This is a genomic window from Bifidobacterium thermophilum (genome assembly GCF_002846655.1).
Taxonomy (GTDB): domain Bacteria; phylum Actinomycetota; class Actinomycetes; order Actinomycetales; family Bifidobacteriaceae; genus Bifidobacterium; species Bifidobacterium thermophilum.
In genome coordinates, this window is record NZ_PCGX01000010.1 from 379,729 (window position 1) to 401,532 (window position 21,804).

Annotated in this window: 31 protein-coding genes; 2 read left to right on the top strand and 29 right to left on the bottom strand. The window is 60.0% G+C overall.

Annotated features, from left to right (window positions below; genetic code table 11):
* Positions 1-25 precede the first annotated feature (25 nt).
* The 25 genes from rpmJ to rpsJ form a co-directional block, all read right to left on the bottom strand.
* Positions 26-139, bottom strand: coding sequence for a 50S ribosomal protein L36 (rpmJ, locus tag CQR48_RS07035; protein ID WP_003814578.1), 114 nt, complete (start codon positions 137-139; stop codon positions 26-28).
* A gap of 20 nt (positions 140-159) precedes the next feature.
* Positions 160-378, bottom strand: coding sequence for a translation initiation factor IF-1 (gene infA, locus CQR48_RS07040; protein ID WP_015450951.1), 219 nt, complete (start codon positions 376-378; stop codon positions 160-162).
* Positions 379-534: 156 nt separating this feature from the next.
* Complete coding sequence (locus CQR48_RS07045; protein WP_044091629.1) at positions 535-1,095, bottom strand: adenylate kinase; 561 nt, start codon at positions 1,093-1,095, stop codon at positions 535-537.
* 200 nt (positions 1,096-1,295) lie between these two features.
* Positions 1,296-2,633: a preprotein translocase subunit SecY gene (secY, locus tag CQR48_RS07050; protein WP_033491826.1), complete on the bottom strand. Its 1,338-nt coding sequence runs from the start codon at positions 2,631-2,633 to the stop codon at positions 1,296-1,298.
* A 229-nt stretch (positions 2,634-2,862) separates the two neighbouring features.
* On the bottom strand, positions 2,863-3,321 hold the full coding sequence (gene rplO, locus CQR48_RS07055; protein ID WP_015450954.1) for a 50S ribosomal protein L15: 459 nt from the start codon (positions 3,319-3,321) through the stop codon (positions 2,863-2,865).
* 2 nt (positions 3,322-3,323) lie between these two features.
* Positions 3,324-3,506: a 50S ribosomal protein L30 gene (rpmD, locus tag CQR48_RS07060; RefSeq protein ID WP_015450955.1), complete on the bottom strand. Its 183-nt coding sequence runs from the start codon at positions 3,504-3,506 to the stop codon at positions 3,324-3,326.
* Positions 3,506-4,234, bottom strand: a complete 729-nt coding sequence (gene rpsE / locus CQR48_RS07065) for a 30S ribosomal protein S5 (protein ID WP_015450956.1) — start codon at positions 4,232-4,234, stop codon at positions 3,506-3,508. The genes rpmD and rpsE overlap by 1 nt, the downstream gene beginning before the upstream one ends.
* On the bottom strand, positions 4,231-4,602 hold the full coding sequence (gene rplR, locus CQR48_RS07070) for a 50S ribosomal protein L18 (protein WP_015450957.1): 372 nt from the start codon (positions 4,600-4,602) through the stop codon (positions 4,231-4,233). The genes rpsE and rplR overlap by 4 nt, the downstream gene beginning before the upstream one ends.
* A 1-nt stretch (position 4,603) precedes the next feature.
* On the bottom strand, positions 4,604-5,143 hold the full coding sequence (gene rplF, locus CQR48_RS07075; RefSeq protein WP_015450958.1) for a 50S ribosomal protein L6: 540 nt from the start codon (positions 5,141-5,143) through the stop codon (positions 4,604-4,606).
* Positions 5,144-5,160: 17 nt separating this feature from the next.
* On the bottom strand, positions 5,161-5,559 hold the full coding sequence (rpsH, locus tag CQR48_RS07080; RefSeq protein ID WP_015450959.1) for a 30S ribosomal protein S8: 399 nt from the start codon (positions 5,557-5,559) through the stop codon (positions 5,161-5,163).
* 88 nt (positions 5,560-5,647) lie between these two features.
* Positions 5,648-5,833: a type Z 30S ribosomal protein S14 gene (locus CQR48_RS07085; protein ID WP_003808046.1), complete on the bottom strand. Its 186-nt coding sequence runs from the start codon at positions 5,831-5,833 to the stop codon at positions 5,648-5,650.
* Between the two features lies 1 nt (position 5,834).
* Positions 5,835-6,407 (bottom strand): 50S ribosomal protein L5, encoded by a 573-nt coding sequence (gene rplE / locus CQR48_RS07090; RefSeq protein WP_015450960.1) that lies wholly within the window; start codon positions 6,405-6,407, stop codon positions 5,835-5,837.
* The gene (rplX, locus tag CQR48_RS07095) at positions 6,404-6,739 is read right to left on the bottom strand and encodes a 50S ribosomal protein L24 (protein WP_015450961.1); all 336 of its coding nucleotides are present in this window, start codon (positions 6,737-6,739) and stop codon (positions 6,404-6,406) included. The genes rplE and rplX overlap by 4 nt, the downstream gene beginning before the upstream one ends.
* On the bottom strand, positions 6,740-7,108 hold the full coding sequence (gene rplN, locus CQR48_RS07100) for a 50S ribosomal protein L14 (RefSeq protein ID WP_015450962.1): 369 nt from the start codon (positions 7,106-7,108) through the stop codon (positions 6,740-6,742).
* A gap of 70 nt (positions 7,109-7,178) precedes the next feature.
* Positions 7,179-7,445 carry a 30S ribosomal protein S17 gene (gene rpsQ / locus CQR48_RS07105; protein WP_015450963.1) on the bottom strand — a complete coding sequence of 89 codons (267 nt, stop codon included), beginning with the start codon at positions 7,443-7,445 and terminating at the stop codon, positions 7,179-7,181.
* A 2-nt stretch (positions 7,446-7,447) separates the two neighbouring features.
* A complete protein-coding gene (gene rpmC / locus CQR48_RS07110; protein ID WP_015450964.1) occupies positions 7,448-7,705 on the bottom strand; it encodes a 50S ribosomal protein L29 in 258 nt (85 codons plus the stop codon).
* Entirely contained in the window at positions 7,705-8,124 is a 420-nt protein-coding gene (gene rplP / locus CQR48_RS07115) for a 50S ribosomal protein L16 (protein ID WP_015450965.1), read from the bottom strand. Before rplP ends, rpmC begins: the two co-directional genes overlap by 1 nt.
* Before the next feature lie 6 nt (positions 8,125-8,130).
* The gene (gene rpsC / locus CQR48_RS07120; RefSeq protein WP_015450966.1) at positions 8,131-8,949 is read right to left on the bottom strand and encodes a 30S ribosomal protein S3; all 819 of its coding nucleotides are present in this window, start codon (positions 8,947-8,949) and stop codon (positions 8,131-8,133) included.
* Positions 8,950-8,951: 2 nt separating this feature from the next.
* Entirely contained in the window at positions 8,952-9,311 is a 360-nt protein-coding gene (gene rplV, locus CQR48_RS07125) for a 50S ribosomal protein L22 (RefSeq protein WP_015450967.1), read from the bottom strand.
* 16 nt (positions 9,312-9,327) lie between these two features.
* Entirely contained in the window at positions 9,328-9,606 is a 279-nt protein-coding gene (gene rpsS, locus CQR48_RS07130) for a 30S ribosomal protein S19 (RefSeq protein ID WP_015450968.1), read from the bottom strand.
* 15 nt (positions 9,607-9,621) lie between these two features.
* Positions 9,622-10,452 carry a 50S ribosomal protein L2 gene (rplB, locus tag CQR48_RS07135; RefSeq protein WP_015450969.1) on the bottom strand — a complete coding sequence of 277 codons (831 nt, stop codon included), beginning with the start codon at positions 10,450-10,452 and terminating at the stop codon, positions 9,622-9,624.
* 35 nt (positions 10,453-10,487) lie between these two features.
* Complete coding sequence (rplW, locus tag CQR48_RS07140; protein WP_015450970.1) at positions 10,488-10,784, bottom strand: 50S ribosomal protein L23; 297 nt, start codon at positions 10,782-10,784, stop codon at positions 10,488-10,490.
* A gap of 5 nt (positions 10,785-10,789) precedes the next feature.
* Positions 10,790-11,455 (bottom strand): 50S ribosomal protein L4, encoded by a 666-nt coding sequence (rplD, locus tag CQR48_RS07145; RefSeq protein ID WP_101452455.1) that lies wholly within the window; start codon positions 11,453-11,455, stop codon positions 10,790-10,792.
* Between the two features lie 4 nt (positions 11,456-11,459).
* Positions 11,460-12,110, bottom strand: a complete 651-nt coding sequence (gene rplC, locus CQR48_RS07150) for a 50S ribosomal protein L3 (protein WP_015450972.1) — start codon at positions 12,108-12,110, stop codon at positions 11,460-11,462.
* Positions 12,111-12,127: 17 nt separating this feature from the next.
* On the bottom strand, positions 12,128-12,436 hold the full coding sequence (rpsJ, locus tag CQR48_RS07155) for a 30S ribosomal protein S10 (protein ID WP_003827292.1): 309 nt from the start codon (positions 12,434-12,436) through the stop codon (positions 12,128-12,130).
* A 441-nt stretch (positions 12,437-12,877) separates the two neighbouring features.
* On the opposite strand from rpsJ, the gene CQR48_RS07160 reads away from it, so the two are divergent.
* Positions 12,878-13,936, top strand: coding sequence for an alpha/beta hydrolase (locus CQR48_RS07160; RefSeq protein WP_015450973.1), 1,059 nt, complete (start codon positions 12,878-12,880; stop codon positions 13,934-13,936).
* 14 nt (positions 13,937-13,950) lie between these two features.
* Here CQR48_RS07160 and CQR48_RS07165 read toward each other — a convergent pair whose 3' ends face one another.
* Both CQR48_RS07165 and adhE read right to left on the bottom strand, forming a co-directional pair.
* Positions 13,951-14,631 carry a TetR/AcrR family transcriptional regulator gene (locus tag CQR48_RS07165; RefSeq protein ID WP_180334582.1) on the bottom strand — a complete coding sequence of 227 codons (681 nt, stop codon included), beginning with the start codon at positions 14,629-14,631 and terminating at the stop codon, positions 13,951-13,953.
* A 238-nt stretch (positions 14,632-14,869) separates the two neighbouring features.
* Positions 14,870-17,602: a bifunctional acetaldehyde-CoA/alcohol dehydrogenase gene (gene adhE, locus CQR48_RS07170; RefSeq protein ID WP_015450975.1), complete on the bottom strand. Its 2,733-nt coding sequence runs from the start codon at positions 17,600-17,602 to the stop codon at positions 14,870-14,872.
* 283 nt (positions 17,603-17,885) lie between these two features.
* Here adhE and glgX point away from each other — a divergent pair, with 283 nt between their 5' ends.
* On the top strand, positions 17,886-20,537 hold the full coding sequence (gene glgX, locus CQR48_RS07175; RefSeq protein ID WP_101452457.1) for a glycogen debranching protein GlgX: 2,652 nt from the start codon (positions 17,886-17,888) through the stop codon (positions 20,535-20,537).
* A 144-nt stretch (positions 20,538-20,681) separates the two neighbouring features.
* Here glgX and rpsI read toward each other — a convergent pair whose 3' ends face one another.
* Together rpsI and rplM are read right to left on the bottom strand one after the other, a co-directional pair.
* Positions 20,682-21,173: a 30S ribosomal protein S9 gene (gene rpsI / locus CQR48_RS07180; protein ID WP_015450977.1), complete on the bottom strand. Its 492-nt coding sequence runs from the start codon at positions 21,171-21,173 to the stop codon at positions 20,682-20,684.
* A gap of 21 nt (positions 21,174-21,194) precedes the next feature.
* The gene (rplM, locus tag CQR48_RS07185) at positions 21,195-21,644 is read right to left on the bottom strand and encodes a 50S ribosomal protein L13 (protein ID WP_015450978.1); all 450 of its coding nucleotides are present in this window, start codon (positions 21,642-21,644) and stop codon (positions 21,195-21,197) included.
* Positions 21,645-21,804 lie beyond the last annotated feature (160 nt).

Consider the following 21,804-nt stretch of genomic DNA (forward strand, 5'->3'; position numbering starts at 1 on the left):
TGTTCATATGCCGCTGGAAATCTGCTCAGCCCTGACGCTGCTTGTGGCGCGGGTTCGTGCAGATCACCATGACGCGGCCGTGACGACGGATCACGCGGCAGTTTTCGCAGATCCTCTTCACACTAGGGCTGACCTTCATGGTTTTCCTTTGCTTGTACCTTACTTGTAACGGTACGTAATACGCCCGCGGTTCAGATCGTAGGGGCTCATCTCCAGCACAACCCGGTCCTGCGGAAGAATACGGATGTAGTTCTTGCGCATCTTTCCGGAAATCGTTGCCAGCACGATGTGCTTGTTCTCAAGTTCCACGCGAAACATCGCGTTCGGCAGTGCTTCCACCACCTTGCCTTCGACTTCAATCACACCGTCTTTTGCCATGAGCCTCGTTCCGTTCCTCAGACGAATTACTATGGGTATCCGAAGACACACCAAATTGCAATAATACACGAAAAGCTGGTGGTGCAACATACGGCGTGTTGCGCCACCAGCTTCGATGATCACGCGGTTCGTCGGATAACGGACCGCCTGTGATCGTCAGCCGAGCTTGGCGATGATCTCTTTGTTGATGGCTTCGATTTCGCCGACGCCATTGACGCTGACGAGCTTGCCACGGTTGCGGTAGATGTCAAGCAGCGGTGCGGTCTCCTTCGCATAGGTCTCAAGACGCTTCGCAATGGCTTCCGGGGTGTCGTCGGAACGACCTTCCTCGGCTGCACGCTTCTTCATGCGTTCCAGCAGGACATCCTGCGCCGCGTCGAGGGCGACAGCATAATCCAAGGGGGTGCCCAGTTCGTCAAGCATCTTGTCGAGCGCCGCGACCTGGGCGGCGTTACGCGGATACCCGTCAAGAATCCAACCGTTGCTGGTGTCGTCTTTGGCAAGACGATCCTTGACGATTGAGTTCGTCAGCTCGTCCGGCACGAGTTCGCCCTTGTCGATATATGCCTGTGCCTGCTTGCCGAGCTCGGTGTGGTTTTTCAGGTTGTAGCGGAAAATATCTCCGGTGGAAATCGCCGGGATGTTGTAATGCTTACTCAGCAGAGCGGCCTGGGTTCCCTTGCCGACGCCCTGCGGTCCCATGATCAGCAGACGCATGGTGTTCCTTTCCTGTGGTTGCTGGCTTGATAAGCCAATGATCCGCGACCTCGTGCCCGGAGCCTAAGACTCAGATGAGGCCACACACAATTTACATGTCATACACGGTGATAGCGAAACTGTTATCTGTGCTCACTTTGTGCGGCTACGGATAACAGTTCGGGTACGGCCCCAAGGACCGTACCCGGTTGTGGTTGTGATTACTTGCCTTCGACGTGCTCGGTGTTCTCGAACAGGAATCCGGTGTACTGGAACTGCTCGGTCTGAGCCTTCGCCTGACGCAGAGTGTCAAGGCCGACGCCTGCGATGATCAGGATCGTCGTGCCGCCGAAGGGCAGACGGTTATTCAGCTGCATAGACATGATGAGAACAGTCGGGATGAGTGCCACAAACAGCAGGTAGATGGCGCCCACCGTATCAAGACGGTTCATCACATAGCCAAGATAACGGCTGGTCGCGCTACCGGCACGGATACCCGGGATGAACCCGCCGTAATCCTTCATGTTGTCGGCAACTTCGTCCGGATCGAAGGTGATGGACGTGTAGAAGAAGGTGAAGAACACAATCTGGATGGCATACAGCACGATGTACCACACGGTGGTGGTGCTGGCAAGGTTGGTGTTAATCCACTTGACCCAGCTCTGGTCGCTGTTGCCAAACTGCGCAATCAGTGTCGGGATGGACAGGATCGAGGACGCGAAAATCGGCGGAATAACGCCGCTCATGTTGATCTTGAGCGGCAGGTAGGTTGACGAACCGCCGTACATCTTACGGCCGATCATGCGGCGTGTGTACTGCACAGGAATCCGGCGCTGAGCAAGTTCGACATACACGACGAAGATCATGATGACGAGCAGAACGCCGACGACGATGCCGAACTTGGTCCAGTTGCCGTCCTTGCCATTCGTGCCCCAGCCGATTTCCCACAGCTGCGGCAGGAAGCCGGAGCAGATTGACATAAAGATAAGAATCGACATGCCCTGGCCGATGCCCTTATCGGTGATGAGCTCGGCCATCCACATGATGAAGCCGGTGCCGCCAGTCATGATGAGGACCATAACTACCAGATTCCATACTGAATCGTTCGGGATGACCTGCGAGCACTGGTAGTTGAACAGTGCACCGGAACGCGCAGTGACCAGGATGGTGGTGGATTGGAGCACCGCCAAGCCAATGGTCAGATAACGGGTGTACTGGGTGAGCTTCGCTTCGCCGGACTGGCCTTCCTTGTGCAGCATTTCGAAACGAGGAATGACCACACGCAGCAGCTGGATGACGATGGATGCCGTGATGTACGGCATGACGCCCAGTGCGAAGATCGACAGCTGGAGCATAGCGCCGCCGGAGAAGAGGTTGACCAGACCGATGAAGTTCTCGGATACCGTGCTCATCTTGCCGACGCACTGCTGGACGACTTTGACGTCGACACCCGGTGTCGGGATGAATGAGCCGATACGGTAAATGATGATCATGCCAAGTACAAAGAGGATCTTGTTCCTCAATTCCTTGGTCTTGAAGGCCTGGATTAACGTCCTCACCTGGGGTTCCTTCCCTTATGTCTTGCGCGAGGAAACCACGCGAACGTGCAATGTCACACTCTAAGTTCCACAGTTTACCCTATGCCGTCTACCTGACGCGCGTCGATGCACGCGAGGCAACGCCGACAGTGTGGTCGAAACCGCGGGTACAGTACAGAATACGATGTGACCCTCTCCTAGTACAGGAGAGGGTCACATCAGCTTGTCTAGCAGGCAAGCATCACCGAGTTCAGTTCTCGGAGATGGAGCCGCCTGCGGCCTCAATCTTGGCCTTGGCGGAGGCCGAAGCCTTCACGCCCTTGATGGTGAACGCCAGCTTGGTGTCTCCATCGCCAAGAATCTTAACCGGGTTGCCAGCACGCACAGCGCGCTTCTTGACCAGATCAGCCACGGTGACTTCGCCGCCCTCAGGGAACAGCTCGTTCAGCGTAGCGATGTTGACGACCTGGTAGACCTGCTTGAACGGGCTCTTGAAGCCACGCAGCTTCGGAAGACGCATGTACAGCGGCAGCTGTCCGCCTTCGAAGCCAGGACGAACCTGATAGCGCTTCTTAGTGCCCTTGGCGCCACGGCCCGAGGTCTTGCCCTTGGAACCTTCACCGCGACCAACGCGGATACGGTCCTTCTTGGCTCCCGGAGCCGGGTGCAGATCATGCATTTGCAGGATGTCTGCTTCTTCGTTTGCCATAATCAGTCAGCCTCCTCAACGGTGACCAGGTGGCGCACAGCGTTGACCAAGCCACGGTTGGCGGCGGTGTCCTCACGGACGACGCTCTGGCCGATCTTGTGCAGACCCAGAGTCTGCACCGTAGCACGCTGGCGTGGGGTGGTGTTCACCACACCGTGGATCAGGGTGATCTTCAGATTAGCCATCACTCACCATCCTTCGTTTCAGCGGCTGCCTTAGCCTGGGCTTCCTCACGGGCCTTGCGGGCCTCAGCGATGCCCTCGGCGCGAGCGCGCAGCAGAGCATCCGGAGCAACCTCTTCGAGCGAGAGGCCACGGCGCGCCGCGATCTCTTCCGGCTCTTCGAGCTGCTTGAGAGCAGCCACGGTTGCACGGACCACGTTCACCGCGGTTGCGGAGCCCATGGACTTGGTGAGGATGTCGGAGATGCCAGCGCACTCCATGACGGCGCGGACAGCACCGCCGGCGATAACGCCGGTACCGGGGGCAGCCGGGCGAAGCATCACGGTGCCAGCGGCGTCATGACCAATCACCGGGTGGGTGATGGTGCCCTTGACGCGCGGAACGGTGAACATGTGCTTCTTGGCGTCCAGCTGGCCCTTGGCGATAGCCGCCGGGACCTCACGGGACTTGCCATAGCCGACACCCACAGTGCCCTTGCCGTCACCGACTACCACGAGGGCGGCGAAGCTGAAGGTACGACCACCCTTGTGGGTCTTGGACACGCGGTTGATGGTGACCACGCGATCGAGCAGCTCGTCGCCGTGATTCTCTTCACGACGGTTGCGACGCTCACCGCGACGGCCTTCACCGCGCTGGCCACGACGGGACTTGCGCTCGTCGTTGTTCTCTGCAGCAGCCTGAGTGTTCTGAGTTTCTTCAGCCACTTGGGTTTCCTTCTCGTTATCGCTCACAGTGCCAGACCTCCCTCGCGGGCGCCATCAGCAACAGCTGCGACGCGACCATGGTACTTGTAGCCACCGCGGTCGAACACGACCTTGGTGATACCGGCGTCCTTGGCGCGCTGAGCGACAAGTTCACCGACCTTCTTGGCCGCTTCGGTCTTGTTGCCTTCGAACCCATCGAAATCGTGGGACATAGTGGAAGCGCTTGCCAAGGTGATGCCCTTGGTATCGTCCACAATCTGGGCGACCATGTGACGGTTGGAACGGGTGACCACCAGGCGCGGACGCTCCGGGGTACCGGAAATGCGCTTGCGCAGGCGGGCGTGACGACGAAGACGGGAGAACTTCTTGCCCTTGCCGAAAATCTTGACGCTCATATCACTTACCAGCCTTTCCAGCCTTGCGCAGGATGTGCTCGTCGCTGTACTTGATGCCCTTGCCCTTGTAGGGTTCCGGAGCACGAAGCTTGCGGATGTTCGCGGCAGCCTGGCCAACGGCCTGCTTGTCGGAGCCCTTGACGATCACCTGGTTGGCGTTCGGCAGTTCGAACTCGATGCCTTCAGGCGGATCGACGGTGATGGTGTGCGAGTAGCCGAGGGAGAACTCGATGCTCTTGCCCTTGAGCTGCGCGCGATAACCAGTGCCGACGATGTCGAGGGTCTTGGTGTAGCCCTCGTGCACGCCCTTGACCATGGACGCGATGATCGAGCGGGCCAGACCGTGCTTGGCACGGGTCGGACGCAGATCGTCGGCCGGGGTCAGGATGATTTCGTTGCCTTCGACCTTGCCGGTGATGCCTTCCGGAATCACGAAGGAATCAGAGCCCTTCGGGCCCTTTGTGGAGAAGGTCTGACCTTCAATCTTTACTTCCACGCCAGCCGGGATGGTGACGGGGAGCTTACCAATATGCGATGCCATGTTTCAGCTCTCCTTTCTCACCAAACGTAAGCGACGATTTCGCCGCCGATGCCCCGGTCGAGGCATTCCTTCTGGGTCAGCAATCCCGAGCTCGTCGAGATGATGGCGACACCGAGGCCGCCGAGCGGCATCGGCAAGGAGTCGGACTTCGCATAGCGACGCATGCCCGGCTTCGAAATACGCTTGATGCCCTGGATGGAACGCTCGCCGTGAGGACCATACTTCAGCGTGATTTCGAGGGTCTGGCCGACCTTGGCTTCCTTCGCCGTGAAATCAGCGATATAGCCTTCACGCTTGAGGATCTCGGCGATGTTCGCCTTGAACTTGGAGTACGGCATATCCACGGTCTGGTGCTTTGCCGCGCTCGCATTACGCAGACGCGTGAGCATGTCTGCGATCGGATCTGTCATTGTCATGTGGGCTAACGCCCTTTCTCGCCGTGGTTTCCGCCGCCCTCACGGGTGCTGTGCACCCGATTGGGCCGCGGACCTTCAGCGTCGATGTTTACCAACTGGACTTCGTAACTCCGGGCAGCTCGCCACGGTGAGCCTTCTCGCGAAGGCAGATGCGGCACAGGCCGAACTTGCGGTACACGGAGTGGGGACGACCACAAACCTGGCAACGCGTGTAGGCGCGCACCTTGAACTTCGGCTTGGCGGCCGCCTTGTTCTTCAGAGCGGTTTTTGCCATTTCAGTTCTCCTTGAAGGGGAAACCGAGGTGCTTAAGCAGCACGCGGGCTTCCTTGTCGTCCTTGGTGTTCGTCACCACGGTGATGTCCATACCACGGACGTGGTCAATGGAATCAGGATCGATCTCGTGGAACATGGACTGCTCAGTGAGACCGAAGTTGTAGTTGCCCTGGCCGTCGAACTGGTTGCCGTCGATGCCGCGGAAATCGCGGATACGCGGCAGGGCCAGCGTCAGAAGACGATCGAGGAACTCCCACATGCGGTCGCCGCGGAGCGTGACGTACGCGCCAATGGCCTGGCCCTCACGCAGATGGAACTGCGCGACGGACTTCTTCGCGTGGGTAATCTTCGGCTTCTGACCAGTGATGGCCGTCAGGTCCTTCACAGCACCTTCGATGAGCTTGGAGTCGCGGGCAGCGGCACCGACACCCATGGAGACAACGACCTTCTGCAGACGAGCAACCTGCATCGGGTTGGAATACTTGAATTCCTTCTCGAGCTCAGGCACGATCTGGTCGAAGTACTTCTGCTTCAAGCGCGGAGTTGCCGGCGCTTCGACTGTTGTATCGGTCATGCCAGCTCCTTTCCGGACTTCTTGGCGACACGCACGCGCACGGTTTTCACCTTGCCGTCACGAGCCTCCTGCTTAACGACCACGCCAACGCGGGTCGGCTGCTTGGTCTCCGGGTCGATCAGCATCACGTTGGAGCGATGGATCGGGGCCTCGACCGGAACAATGCCGGACTGCTGGCCCTGCTGGGTGGCACGGACATGCTTCTTGACGATCTGCACACCCTCAACGATCAGTCGATCGTTGGGCAGCACACGCAAGACCTTGCCTTCCTTGCCGCGATCCTTGCCGCGGATGACCTTGACCTGGTCGCCGCTCTTGATCTTGGCTACCATTCAGATCACCTCCGGAGCGAGGGACACGATCTTCATGAAGCGCTTATCGCGCAGCTCACGACCGACCGGTCCGAAGATACGAGTGCCCTTGGGTTCCTGGCCAGAGCCGAGGAGCACAGCGGCGTTCTCGTCGAACTTGATGTAGGAACCATCCGCACGGCGGTGTTCCTTGACGGTGCGGACGACAACGGCCTTCACCACGTCGCCCTTCTTGACCGACCCGCCAGGAATGGCGTCCTTGACGGTGGCGACGATCACGTCGCCGATGCCGGCATAGCGTCGCTTCGATCCGCCGAGCACTCGGATGGCCAAGATCTCCTTGGCACCCGTGTTGTCGGCGACATGAAGCCGCGTTTCCTGCTGAATCATTGATTCTCCTTAGCCGAGCTGGTTCTCCCCGAGCACCCTTGCGGGTGATCGCGGAGCCTTGCCGAACTTGTTACTTGGCGCGCTCGATAATGCTATCGAGACGCCAACGCTTGGTCTTGCTCAGAGGCCGAGTCTCCATAATACTCACGAGGTCGCCAACGTGGGCTTCGTTGTGTTCATCATGGGCCTTGACCTTGCGGGTAGAGCGGACGACCTTGCCGTACAGCGGGTGGGTCGAACGCTGCTCGAGCTCGACGGTAATCGTCTTGTCCATAGCTTCGGACACGACGTAACCGCGACGAACCTTGCGGAAGTTACGCTCTTGCTTTTCAGCCATGCTTACTTCTCCTCAGCTTTCGTATCCGCAGCCTCAGGCTCCTCGGTGATACCGAGTTCGCGCTCGCGCAGGACGGTGTACATCCGGGCGATGTCGCGCTTGACGGCCTTGAGACGGGCGGTGTTTTCGAGCTGGCCGGTTGCGTGCTGGAAGCGCAGGTTGAACAGCTCTTCCTTGGACTTCTTGAGGAAGCCCTCGATTTCCGCATTGGTCTTCTCGTTGAGATTCTTGATGGAATAGTCTGCAGTTCCGACTGGCATCAGATGTCACCGCCTTCACGCGCGATAATACGGCACTTCATGGGGAGCTTGTCGATAGCGCGGCGCAGAGCCTCGTGAGCGACATCCTCCGAGACACCACCGATCTCGAACATGACTCGACCGGGGTGGATATCGGCGATCCAGAACTCAGGCGCGCCCTTACCGGAACCCATTCGGGCGCCGAGCGGGTGCTTCGTCAGCGGGCGATCCGGGAAAATCGTGATCCACACGCGGCCACCACGCTTGATGTAGCGGGTCATGGCGATACGTGCGGCTTCGATCTGACGGTTCGTCACATAAGCCGGGGCAAGCGCCTGGATGCCGTAATCACCGAAGGCGATCTCGTTGCCGCCCTTGGACATACCATGACGGTCCGGGCGATGCTGCTTGCGGTATTTAACTCTCTTTGGGATAAGCATTCCAGCTCACTCCTTCGTTTCCGTTGCGGCAGGAGCCTCAGCTTCGGCTGCAGCCGGGGCCGCCTGAGCGGCTTCGGTCGCGGGCTTGGTCTGAGCGGAACGCTGACCGCCACGGCGCGGGCGACGATCGCCACGACGACCCGGACGGCTGTTGTTCTGCTGAGCCTGCTGCTCTTCGAACTGAGTCTCAGTCATATCGCCCTTGTAGATCCACACCTTCACGCCGATACGGCCGTAAGTGGTGCGGGCTTCAAAGAAGCCGTAATCGATAAGGGCGCGGAGAGTCTGCAGCGGAACGCGACCCTCGCGATAGAACTCGGAACGGCTCATTTCCGCACCGCCGAGACGGCCGGAGAGCTTGATACGGATACCCTTTGCGCCGGCACGCATCGCGTCCTGCTCCGCCTTGCGCATGGCACGGCGGAAGGTGACGCGGTTGGTCAGCTGCTCAGCGATGCTCTGGGCAACGAGCTGAGCGTCAAGAGCTGCGTTCTTCACTTCGAAGATGTTGAGCTGGACCTGCTTGCCGGTGAGCTTCTCGAGCTTGGCGCGAACGCGCTCAGCCTCAGCACCACGGCGGCCAATCACGATGCCCGGGCGGGCGGTGTGGATGTCCACACGCACACGGTCACGGGTACGCTCGATGACGATACGGGACACGCCCGCACGCTCGAGATCCTTGCTCAGCGCCTTGCGGATCTTGTCATCCTCCAGCACGAAGTCACGGTAACGCTCGCCAACCTTGTTGGAATCGGAGAACCACTTGGAACGATGGTTCTCAGTGATACCCAGGCGATAGCCAAAGGGATTGATCTTCTGACCCATCTTTAGCGGGCTCCTTCCTTGCTAGCGACAACGACCGTGATGTGGCTGGTGCGCTTGTTGATGCGAGCGGCACGGCCCTGGGCACGAGCGCGGAAACGCTTGAGCGTCACGCCTTCGTCCACATAGGTCTCCTTGATGAACAGGTCGTTCTCGCGGAACGGCTCGCCGGCCTTGTCGGCCTTCACGCGAGCGTTGGCGATAGCGCTCTCCAGAGTCTTACGCACGGGCAGTGCGGCGGACTGAGGAGCGAACTTGAGAATGGTAATGGCGTCGGTCGCACGCTTGCCTCGGATGAGGTCGACCATGCGGCGAGCCTTGCGCGGCGTCACGCGGACGTGACGAGCGATTGCTTTAGCTTCCATGTGTCTTGTCTCCTCTTTAGCGGCGTGCCTTCTTGTCGTCCTTCACATGACCTTTGAAGGTCTTGGTCGGGGCGAACTCGCCGAGCTTGTGGCCAACCATTGCCTCGGTAACGAACACCGGCACATGCTTCCGGCCGTCATGGACGGCGAAGGTGTGGCCGATGAAGTCCGGGGTGATCATCGAACGGCGCGACCACGTCTTGATGACGTTGTGCGTGCCCTTCTCGTTCTGCTCGTCGACTTTCTTCTGCAAGTGGGCGTCGACGAATGGGCCCTTCTTGATGCTACGAGTCATCTACTCGACACTCCCTTACTTGCGGTTCTTACCATTCGGACGACGACGAACAATCATCTTGTTCGAAGCCTTCTTCGGACGGCGAGTACGAACTTCGCCCTTGCCCCACGGAGACACTGGCGGCTTGCCACCACGAGTACGACCGCCGTGCGGGTGGTCGACCGGGTTCATGGACTCACCACGAGTGATCGGGCGCTTGCCCATCCAGCGGGCGCGACCTGCCTTACCGAGCTGGACGTTGGCGTGATCGGCGTTGCCGACCTCACCGACGGTCGCGCGGCAGCGAGCGTCGACGTTGCGGATTTCGCCGGACGGCATACGCAGCTGGGCGTAAGCGCCATCCTTAGCGACGAGCTGAACGGCAGCACCGGCGGAACGCGCAATCTTCGCGCCGCCCAGCGGGCGGAGCTCGATGGCGTGCACGATGGTACCGGTCGGGATGTTGCGCAGCGGCAGGTTGTTGCCGGGCTTGATATCGGCCTGTTCGCCGGTCTCAATGATGTCGCCCTGCTTGACGCCTTCCGGAGCGATGATGTAGCGCTTCTCACCATCTGCATAGTGCAGCAGTGCGATGCGGGCCGAACGGTTCGGGTCGTACTCGATGTGAGCGACCTTCGCCGGCACGCCGTCCTTGTCCCAACGCTTGAAGTCGATGAGACGGTACTGGCGCTTGTGGCCGCCGCCACGATGGCGGGAGGTCATACGGCCATAAGAGTTACGACCGCCGGTCTTGGTGAGCTTGCGAACCAGCGACTTCTCAGGCGTGGAGCGCGTGACGTCGGAGAAATCCGACACGGACGCGTTGCGACGGCCTGCAGTCGTCGGCTTATAAACGCGGATAGCCATAATGTAGTTCTTCCTTTGACTTTCTCGGCTAGCCTTCAGTTACCGAAGATGTCGATCGTCTGGCCCTCGGCCACGGTCACGATCGCGCGCTTCTGATTGACACGCTGACCGAAACCGGTGCGAGTGCGCTTGCGCTTGCCCGCGCGGTTGAGGGTGTTGACATTCGTCACCTTGACATTGAAGATCTCTTCGATGGCCTGCTTGATCTGCACCTTGTTCGCGTTCGGCGCCACAACGAAGGTGTAGCGGCCGCGATCGGACTCGGCGTAGCTCTTCTCAGAGACAACAGGCTTGAGGATGATGTCGTGTGCTGGCTTGTGAATAGCGACCATGTGGATCAGGCCTCCTTCGTGGCCGACTTCGTCTTCGCTGCAACGAAGGCGTCGAAGCCTTCCTTCGAGAAGACGACATACTTGGCGGTGACCACGTCGTACGTGTTGAGCTGATCCGCGAAGATCGGGTGCACGGTCGGGATGTTGCGCACCGACAGCCACTCGTTGATGTTGTCGCGGGAGAACACCACGGTGGTGAACTCGTTGGAGCTCACGGCGTTCAGCGCGGTAACAGCGGTCTTCGTGGACGGGGTCTCAATGCCACCGAAATCGATGACACCGATATGACCGGCGTTGGCGCGATCGGAGAGGATGTAGCGCAGAGCTGCAGCCTTCATCTTCTTCGGGGTGCGCTGGCTGTAGTCACGCGGAACCGGCCCGTGGACAACACCACCGTGGTACCACTGCGGAGCACGGATGGAGCCCTGGCGTGCACGGCCGGTGCCCTTCTGCTTCCACGGCTTCTTGCCGCCGCCGGAGACCTTCGCACGGTTCTTCACCGCATGGGTGCCCTGACGGGCAGCGGCAAGCTGTGCGATGACCACCTGGTGGATCAGCGGGATGTGGGCGTGGACGTCTTCAGCGGAAATGCCGAAGATCTCAGCCGGCGCCTCGACGGTGCCAGCGGCCTGTCCCTTGACGTCAAGGACGTTCAGAGTAACGTTTGCCATGGTTTCAGGCTCCCTTCACTGCCGAACGGACGAGAACGATGCCGCCCTTGGGCCCCGGGATGGCGCCCTTGATGGCGAGGATGCCGTTCTCGACATCGGAGGAGACGATGGTAAGGCTGAGCACGGTGTTGGTCTCATGACCCATACGGCCGGCCATGCGCTTGCCCTTGAGAATACGGCTCGGAGTAGCGCATGCACCGACTGAACCGGGGCGACGCTCGTTCTTATGAGAGCCGTGAGTACGACGATAGGACTTGAAGCCCCAGCGCTTGATTGTACCGGCGAAGCCCTTGCCCTTGGTGGTGCCGGTGACGTCCACCAGCGTACCTTCGGAGAACAGCTCGGCGGTCAGTTCCTGACCGGGCTTGTACTCCTCGGCGTTCTCCGTGCGCACCTCTGCGAGGTGACGACGCGGGGTGACACCGGCCTTGGCGAAATGACCAGCGAGCGGCTTGGTCACCTTCGTCGGATCGATCTGGCCGTAACCGAGCTGGACAGCCTTATAGCCGTCGGTTTCCTCGGTCTTGACTGCGGTGACCACGTTGGTGGACACGTCGACCAGGGTGACGGGAACGAAGAAGCCGTTCTCATCCCAGACCTGCGACATGCCGAGCTTGCGGCCGAGCAGTGCAGTGCGATTCTTGTTCTGTGACATAGCGGTTCCCTCCTCCCTTACAGCTTGATCTCGATGTTGACATCCGCAGGCAGATCAATGTGCATCAGGGAGTCCACGGCCTTCGGGGTCGGGTCCACGATGTCGATGAGACGCTTATGAGTACGCATCTCGAAATGCTCGCGAGAATCCTTGTACTTGTGAGGAGAACGGATAACACAGAATACGTTCTTCTCGGTCGGCAGAGGAACCGGGCCCACCACAGTGGCACCCGCGTTCGTCACCGTCTCGACGATTTTCTTCGCCGATTGGTCGATGACCTCATGGTCATAGGACTTAAGCCTGATGCGGATTTTCTGTCCCGCCATTGCCGTCCGCCCTTTCTAGCGATTCGTTTACTGTTTACCAACCTGTCGCAGGGCACCGGCGAGCTTGACCCAAGGCATAACACCCCGGTCGTAACCACATCAGTGCGCAGCCAGACAGCGACCCACTCGGAGCCGCCGACGCCGCGCTCGCTTTTTTGATTCCAATATGCGAGCCTAAAACAGGCAACTTGATTATTAAAGCACGTGCCATGTATAAGATTTCTGCGGCGTGTCGCAGTTCCGGGACTCCGCCCCGGGCGCTGACACCACTCATCTCATCCATCACAAGAGCCCACCTGAGTATAGGACATCAAGCTGCCGTCCGCCACCACGGTGTGGCGCAACGCGCAATCCGCCTGTCCGTCCAACGAAAGACTAGACTGGACCATACGGCTACGCACCACCGCACAACGACGACGGCGTTGGAGAATCGAGGCAGATATGGCACATCTGAGATATGAGTCGGCGCTCGGCGCCACCCCACAGTTTGATTTCGGCAATCCGCGTTCCGCGAGCTGGACCGAATTCGACGCCGACCTCGCCGATTGCGGATACGACGAGCACGCTGTGCAGGCCATCCGCGACACCCGCCTCGCGTTCGCGAGAAGCGATCTGCCACGCTCACGGTACTGGTCAGTGCCCGATGACATCGATATGATTACCGACATCCCCTATCTCGACGACACGATCCGCGGGCATCTGCTCGATTTGTATCTACCCCATGACGCCGTTATCCGCCAAGGCCGCACGCTGCCTGTCTACGTTGATATCCACGGCGGCGGATTCGTATACGGGTATAAGGAGCTCAACCGCAATTTCAACGTAACGCTCGCACAACACGGTTTCGCGGTGTTTTCGCTCAACTACCGCCCCGCGCCGCAGACCGATTTCCTTGGACAGTTGCGCGATATCGCCGCGGGCCTCGCCTGGATTGCCGGACATGGAGATGCCTACCCAATCGACCTTAATCACGTGTTCCTCACCGGCGATTCCGCCGGCGGTGCACTCGCCTTTTATCAGGCTGCCTTGCAAAGCGACCCCGCAACAGCCGCAGCATACGGCGTCACCCCATCGGGTCTGCACATCCGTGGTGTCGCTGCGGTTTCGGGAGTCTTCGATCTTTCGCCGTTCACACCGGGAGCCACGGACGCACAATCGCGCAACGAACGCCCCGACGACGTCGTGTCAGTTATCGGCCCCCACTTCTTCAAGCGGCTGTCGCAGGTCGACCCCGACTACCGCTTCAGCACCAACTTGGTCCGCAACAGCGTGATACCGCCCATGTATCTGGCGACCAGCAGCGACGATTTCATCGAGTATGAAAGCCTGGCCCTTGCGACGGAGCTATCACGCGCGCATCAGGAGTTCGAACTCCACGACGTGAAAGCACGGCCCGGCAAACCGCTCGGCCATGTCTACAGCGTCTGCATGTCGTGGCTCGAAGAAAGCGAGGCGGTGTTCCGCCAGATCCACGATTTCTCGTACCGGCTGCTGTCATAGCGTCCGGAGCGAACCTAGATACCGACGTCCGGGCGTGAAAGATAGGTGAGGAACTCCTGCCAGTTCCTGCACGTCAGATGGCGCATGCCATCCATGAACAGATCATGCATCGTGTCGGCATCAAGGGAATCGTCACGCAGATACGCCTGCACCAAACCCTGCCAGAGCGCAAGAACCTGCATCGCGGTGCGTTTGGCGTCCAAGGCTTGGTGCATCACGCCTTGATGCTGCAACTGCGTGCACAGTTTCGTCCAATGATCGACGGTGCGCATATCCTTGGTCGCCAGGTACTTGCTCGCCGGATTGTCCGGCTGCGTGGCCAACCCGCGAAGGTAGGTCATGAGCAACAGCCGGTTGCGTCGCGAAAGCCGCATCCTGATGAGCTTGTCGAGCATGTCCTCGCCCAGCTCGGGCCATGCGCTTTCCAGGTTGTACTCTTTGCCGTCAAGCGAATCGGCGTATTCCATCGCACCGACCAGCAGGTGGTCCTTGGTAGGAAAATGGTAGAGGACGCTTGACTGCGGTATCCCGGTTTCCTTGGAAATTCGGATGACGGTCACGTCGCCATACCCGGATTGGTCGACAATCTGCAGTACGGATGAGGCTATCTGTTCACGTCTGGCGCGGCTGGGGGCATAATTGCCGCGTTTCGCACGGCGACGGGAAGCTGTCGGTTGTTGTTCAATGGCTGTCACAAGCAGGTATGATAACACGCGATTACGCAAGGCTGATGGTACGACAAGCGATGCCGTGCCACCCATATCATCTCCGACAGATGCCGACAGAAGCTGATGCCAGCAGATGCTGATGCCGGCCGGCCGCAGCCAGTCATGCCCCCGAAATGAGTTGCGCCGCCATACCCGACTGGGTACGACGGCGCAATGGTTAGGATTCAGGTGATCCATGCCGGGCGGGGACCTGCCCCGCGGGGCATCACTTCACGCGCTCGGAAGCCTCCTCGGTGGCTGCGACACCGAGACGATCGACGCGCATCTTGTGGCCCTCAGCCTGCGAGACGCCATAGTATGCGGCGATGGCGATGTCCTCCATATCCTCGATGAGCGGGATACGCGGGTTCGCCGGCGTGCACTGGTCCTCATAGGCGCGCATGCCGATGCGGTCGATAAGCGACCAATACGTATCCTCGTCAACACCGCAGGCCTTGAAGCTGGCGTCCATACCGAGCTTGTTGTCTCGGTAGTCCTCGATGGCACGGGCGAGGTTCTCCACACCTTCCTCAGGGGTCTTGCCCGGATCGATGCCGATCAGACGGGCGATCTCCTGGTAGCGCTGCGGGGCCACGTACTTGTTGTACTTCGGCCAGCTGGTCGGTTCGGACGGGACCTGGCCGTTGTAGCGGATGACATACGGCAGCAGGATGGCGTTCGTGTGGCCGTGGACCACGTGGCACAGCGCACCGATGGTGTGCGCCATGCTGTGGCACATGCCGAGGAAGCCGGAGCCGAAGGCCATGCCGGCCATGGTGGCGGCGTTGTGCATATGCTCCTGCGCAGCGGTCTTCTCAAGGCCGGCTTCACCGTTGACGGACTCGGACAGGTTGTCCCAGATGATCTTGATGGCGTGCAGCGCCATGGCGTCGGTGAAGTCGTTGGAGTACACGGACACGTAGGCCTCGATTGCGTGGGTCAGGGCGTCCATGCCGGAATCGCAGGCCAGGCGACGCGGCTGGGTGCGCGCGAGCACTGGGTCGACGATGGCCACGGACGGGGTCAGCGCGTAATCGGTGATCGGGTACTTGTAGCCGGTCTTGTGGTCGGTGATGACGGCGTACGGAGTGACTTCCGAACCGGTGCCGGAAGAGGTCGGGATGCACACGAGCTTTGCCTTCTCGCCGAGCGGCGGAATCTTGAACGCGCGCTTACGGATATCGAAGAACTTCTCGCGAACATCGGAGAAGGCGATCTCCGGGTGCTCGTACATGAGCCACATGACCTTCGCGGCGTCCATCGCGGAGCCACCGCCAACGGCGATAATGGTGTCGGGCTTGAACTCGTCACGCATCATGGAGGCGCCGCGCTCGACGGTCTCAACCGACGGTTCCGGCTCGACGTAGTCGATGATGCGGAAGGTGACACGGTTCTGGCGGGCGCGCAGCTGGTCGATGATCTTGTCGACCACGCCGAGCTGCTCCATGACCTTGTCGCACACGATGACCGCGCGGTTGAGGTTGTACATGTCGCGCAGATAACGGATCGCGTTCGGCTCGAAATAGGTCTTCGGCGGCACCTTGAACCACTGCATGTTGTTGTTCCTCCGTGCGATGCGCTTGATGTTGATGAGGTTGACGGCTTGGACGTTGCCGGACACCGAGTTGCCGCCGTAGGAGCCGCAGCCCAGAGTCAGGGACGGGGCGATGGAGTTGTAGATATCGCCGATACCGCCGAGCGAGCTCGGGGAGTTCCAGATGATACGGCAAGCATGCATGCGCAGACCGAATTCACGGGCCAGATCCTGGTTGTTGGTGTGGATGGCGGCGGTGTGGCCGGCGCCATGCTTGAGCATCTCTTCGCACATCTCGAAAGCCTGCTCCTTGTTGTCGGCCTTGAGTACGGCCTGCACCGGGCAGAGCTTTTCGAGAGTAAGCGGCTCCATCTCGCCGACTTCCTTGCATTCGGCGGCAAGGATGGTCACGTCGGCGGGCACTTCGAAGCCAGCCTCATGGGCGATATACTGCGGGGACTTGCCCGGCACGACGGAGTTGAGCTTCGGGGAACCACCGGAATAGGCGGTGCAGCCGAACATGTACTGCTCAAGCTTGGCTTTCTCGTCGGGGTTCACGAAGTAGGCCTTGCGACGCTTGAGTTCCTTGACCAGCGGGTCGTAGACGTCCTTATGGGCAATGATCGCTTGCTCGGTGGCGCAGATCATACCGTAATCGAAATGCTTGGAGAGGATGAGGTCGTTGGCTGCACGCTCGATGTCGACATCGGCATCGACGTACGCCGGAGCATTGCCCGGGCCGACGCCGAGTGCCGGCTTGCCGGAGGTGTACGCGGCCTTGACCATGCCCGGGCCGCCGGTCGCGAGAATCGTGGCGACGCCGTCGTGGCGCATGAGGGCACCAGTCGCCTCGATGGACGGATGCTCAATCCACTGGATACAGTTCTCAGGGGCACCTGCTGCGATGGCCGCGTCGCGCACGATCTTGGCTGCCGCCACCGAGCACTTCTGCGCGAACGGATGGAAGCCAAAGACAATCGGGCACCGGGTCTTGAGCGCAATCAAGGACTTGAAGATCGCGGTCGAAGTCGGGTTGGTGACCGGGGTAACACCCGCGACCACACCGACCGGCTCGGCGATTTCATCAATACCGAGGACATCGTCGGAACGGATGATGCCGACGGTCTTCTGCCCCGCCAGATAGTGGGTAACGTGCTCGCACGCGAAGATGTTCTTGGTCGCCTTGTCCTCCACAAGACCACGGCCGGTCTCGTCCACGGCCATCTTCGCCAGCTGCAGATGCTTGTTCAGCGCTGCGACGGAAGCCTTCGCGACGATGTGATCGACCTGCTTCTGATCAAGCTTCTCAAACTCCTTCAGGGCAACCTGGGCCTTCTTGACCAGCTCGTCGACCTCGGCCTGAGCCGCGATCAGCTTCTCTTCGGGGCTTGGCTTGGTAGCCTCTGTTTTCTTTGCTTCTGCCAATTGGTCCTCCTCGAGCCTGTACTGCAAAAGGGGTCGCCGCCTGTCGGCGGCTCGTCACCGGAATGTGTGACCTTCATCACAATGTAGCGGATAACCGGTACGTTCTCCGGCTTGCGTGGTGTTGAGCGTTTCATGAGAATCGGCGAGCATCTCATGGTATCAGCTGAACGGTTTTTGTTCGATTCTGTGAGTTTCGCTCGACAATGCGGCAAATACCCCCACATGTGACCATATCGTGTGCGATGTTTGCGCAAACAGGCTACGCAGACCTTACAATGGCACCATGAAAAATCCGCCATTGCACCGTTACGCCACACGGCCAGGTCTCTACTTCACCGACGATGGCGGGGCGGATGCCGTCGTCAGATCAGAAACAGCCGACCGTATCTGGTTGTGCGTCTACGAACCGCTTGACCGCCCTTCCGCCTTCTACAACGAAGCAGTTCGCCTGTTCAAGGGGTCCCCCATCCCATGGACGCAAGAAGTGCGGCTCTTCCCCATCTGCTCGCGCATCATCGAATCCATGTACGTGCGCGAAACCCTGTTCGCAATGAGCGGTCCGAACTACGGCCTGTGGTATGTCCACCTGCCCAAGGCTTGGGACGGCATGCGCTACGCCTATCGCGTGGACGGGCAATGGAATCCAACACACGACGTGCGCTTCAACCCGCATAAAATCCTGCTTGACCCTTATGGCAAAGGCATTGACGGGACCATGAAACTCGATGCCTCCGCATTCTCCTACGAGTGCACCGTCGACAACGGGGTCGTCCACGGATCCCCCGACGGCAACATGAGCACACTTGACTCCCTCGGCAGCATGCCGGTATCCGTCGCCATCGACGACCGAGACACCACCAAGCACGAAGGCGAGCCCTCCCACCCCCACGTGCCGTGGAGCAAAACCGTCATCTACGAGCTGCATGTCAAAGGCTTCACAGCGAACGCGCCGTGGCTGCCTCCGGAATTGCGCGGGACATATGCAGGGCTCGCCCACCCCGCTACCCTGTCCTACTTGCAGACGCTCGGCGTCACCTCGATTGAGCTGCTGCCAATCCAAGCCAAACAGGATGAGCTGTTTCTCCAGCAACGCGGACGGCACAACTATTGGGGGTATTCGACGCTCGGATACTTCGCGCCGGAGCCGTCCTACGCCACGCAGGCCGCACAACGTTCAGGCCCGCGCGCGGTTCGCCAGGAAGTCATCGACATGGTCCGAGCCCTGCACGAGGCCGGATTCGAAGTCATCATGGACGTGGTCTACAACCACACATGCGAAGGCAGTACCGACGGGCCGACCGTATGCTGGCGGGGGCTGGACGAGCTGTCCTACTACCGGCACCAGCGCAACAATCCCAGTCGGTTGGAAGACACCACCGGCTGCGGCAACACGCTTGACTTTTCCAACACGCATGTCGTGACCTTCGCCATCGACAGCCTGCGGTACTGGGCCAAACGGATCGGCGTCGACGGCTTCCGCTTCGACCTGGCCGCCTCGCTTGCGCGTCTCGACGGCAACTTCACCAAGCATCACCCCTTCCTGTACGCCTTGCGCAGCGACATGCTGCTGGGCAACCTGAAACTCATCATGGAACCTTGGGATGTCGGCTATCAAGGGTGGCGCACCGGCCAGTTCGGTATGCCCTTCGGCGAGTGGAACGATGCCTTCCGCAACTCGGTCAGGCAATTCTGGTTGACCGATCCGGTCGACCGGCCGGGCAACGGGGAAACCGGCATGCAGGAGATGGCCACCCGGTTGTGCGGTTCCGCAGACCTCTTCGCCACCGAGCCAGGACGCGGCGCTCCGTCGTCGATCAACTTCATTTCCTGTCATGACGGCTTCACCACCGCCGACCTGACCGCCTACGCCCGCAAACACAACGAGGACAACGGCGAAGACAACAACGACGGGTCGAATGTGAACTATTCAGTCAACTTCGGGCACGAAGGACCGTCCGACGACCCCGCCATCAACCAGCACCGCGAACGGGCCACGCTCAATCTTCTCGGCACGTTGCTGCTGTCGCTGGGCACGCCGATGCTCCAAGCCGGTGACGAGTTCGGCAACAGCCAGCAAGGCAACAACAACGCCTACTGCCAAGACAACGACATCACATGGCTGCAATGGGATTGGATGGACTCGACCGGCAAGAACAGTCAGCTGCGGATTTTCGAATCTGTGTCGCGGCTGATTTCCGCACGCAAATCCCTCTCGCTGTTCCATACCGAAGATTTCTACACGCGTCTTACACAAATCGGGCTGTTCAAGCAGTCCAACCGCGTGCAATGGTTCCTACCTGACGGCACCACACCCGTGGACAGTGACTGGTCAAACCCAACGGCACGCCGGTTCACCATGCGTTTGATCGCCCACAATTCTGCAGATTTGCTCATCATCATCAACGGTGATGCCGGCGATTGTGGCTTCCGTCTGCCAGCCGACAGCTCATGGCAGACTGTGTGGAGTTCGGCCCAAGCCGAAGGCATCGAGCCCGCCCCAGGCACCAAAGTCAGTGTGGCCCAGCACTCGCCTGACATGAATTGGATGGCGATGCACCTGACGCGCTACCCCCTGAGCGACGTCATCGCACAGGCACAGAACACGCCGCATGACTCGACGTCGGCGATGACGCCACCCGTTCCTAGCGTCATTGCGCAATCCGAGGCAACCGAACAGCTCCGTGCCCCGCATCAAGGCGTTCCTGCCGGCACAAACGCGCAGACAGGCGTCGCAGGTGATGCTGACGCCGATGCTGATGTCGATACGACCGGCAATGTGGCATCACCTGGCACAGCCTTGCGCAATACCGCCAAGTCGGCGACGCAGCATCATGACAATCATGACGACGCTAAGCCAGAGCAGGAGTCGTGGATGGTGCCAGAGTACAGCATCACGCTCATGCAGCAAATCAAGCCGAAAAATCAGGCAGACTGACCGAACCGGTTGGGGGAAAAAACGGCGGCGCAGCAAATTCATGTTGCGGCGACGCCTCAAGCCAGCACAGCGGTGATACGACAAATGCCGGCACCCTTTCGGGATACCGGCATCTGCAACGCGCAATAGCGCGCACAAACAAACTTAACGCTTGGAGAACTGCGGAGCGCGACGTGCCTTGTGCAGACCAGCCTTCTTGCGCTCGACGACACGGGAGTCGCGAGTCAGGAAGCCGGCCTTCTTCAGCGCGATACGGTTCGCGTCACGATCGACCGCGTTCAGGGCGCGGGCGACACCGAGGCGGATAGCACCGGCCTGGCCGGTGGTGCCGCCGCCGTCCACGAGGACGATGGCGTCGAACTTGCCCTCAAGCTTGAGCAGCACGATCGGGGAATTCACCTCACGCTGCAGCAGCTTCGACGGGAAATACTCCTCGAGCGTGTGGCCGTTGATCGTCCACTTGCCAGTACCCGGAACCAGACGGACACGGGCGACGGCTTCCTTGCGGCGGCCAGTGCCGTAGCAAGGTGCAATCTGGGACGTACCGGTACCAGCGCCGGCGTTGGTTTCGGTGGTGTACGAGGTGAGCTCCTCTTCGGTCTCGAGAACCGCGGAGTCGTTGGTGTTTTCAGCCATGTTTCTTTATCTCCCTTCGGTTCACTTGGCCTGCTGAGAAACCTGCGCGATCTCGAAGACCTGCGGTTTCTGCGGGGTGTGCGGATGCTCTTCACCGGCGAAGACGTGCAGACGGTTGAGCTGCACCTTCGCAAGACGGTTCTTCGGCAGCATGCCACGGACGGCGGCAGTGATGATACGCTCCGGCTTGCGCTCGAGCAGGTCGGCGTACTTGTCGCGACGCAGGCCACCAGGACGGCCGGAGTGCGAGTACAGCACCTTGTCGAGCTTGTTACCAGTCAGCGCCACCTTCGCGGCGTTGATGACGATGACATGATTGCCGGAATCGGCATGCGGCGCGTACGTCGGCTTGTTCTTGCCGCGCAGCAGGAGAGCGACCTGCGTCGCGAGACGGCCGAGCACCACGTCTGTGGCGTCGACGACGTACCACTCATGAGTCAGATCATCTGGCTTCGGTGTGAAAGTCTTCACGATTGTACCTTTTCTCATATTGTGTTCCAAACCTAACCGCCCGCAAGCGCGAAACGACCCGGTTTTCTTATCGTGGGCTCCCTGAAAGTCCTCGATGGCGAGTGGGAAAGCGCTTTGAAGGACCCCTTGGGAACACAACAGTCGATAAGTATATCGCCTC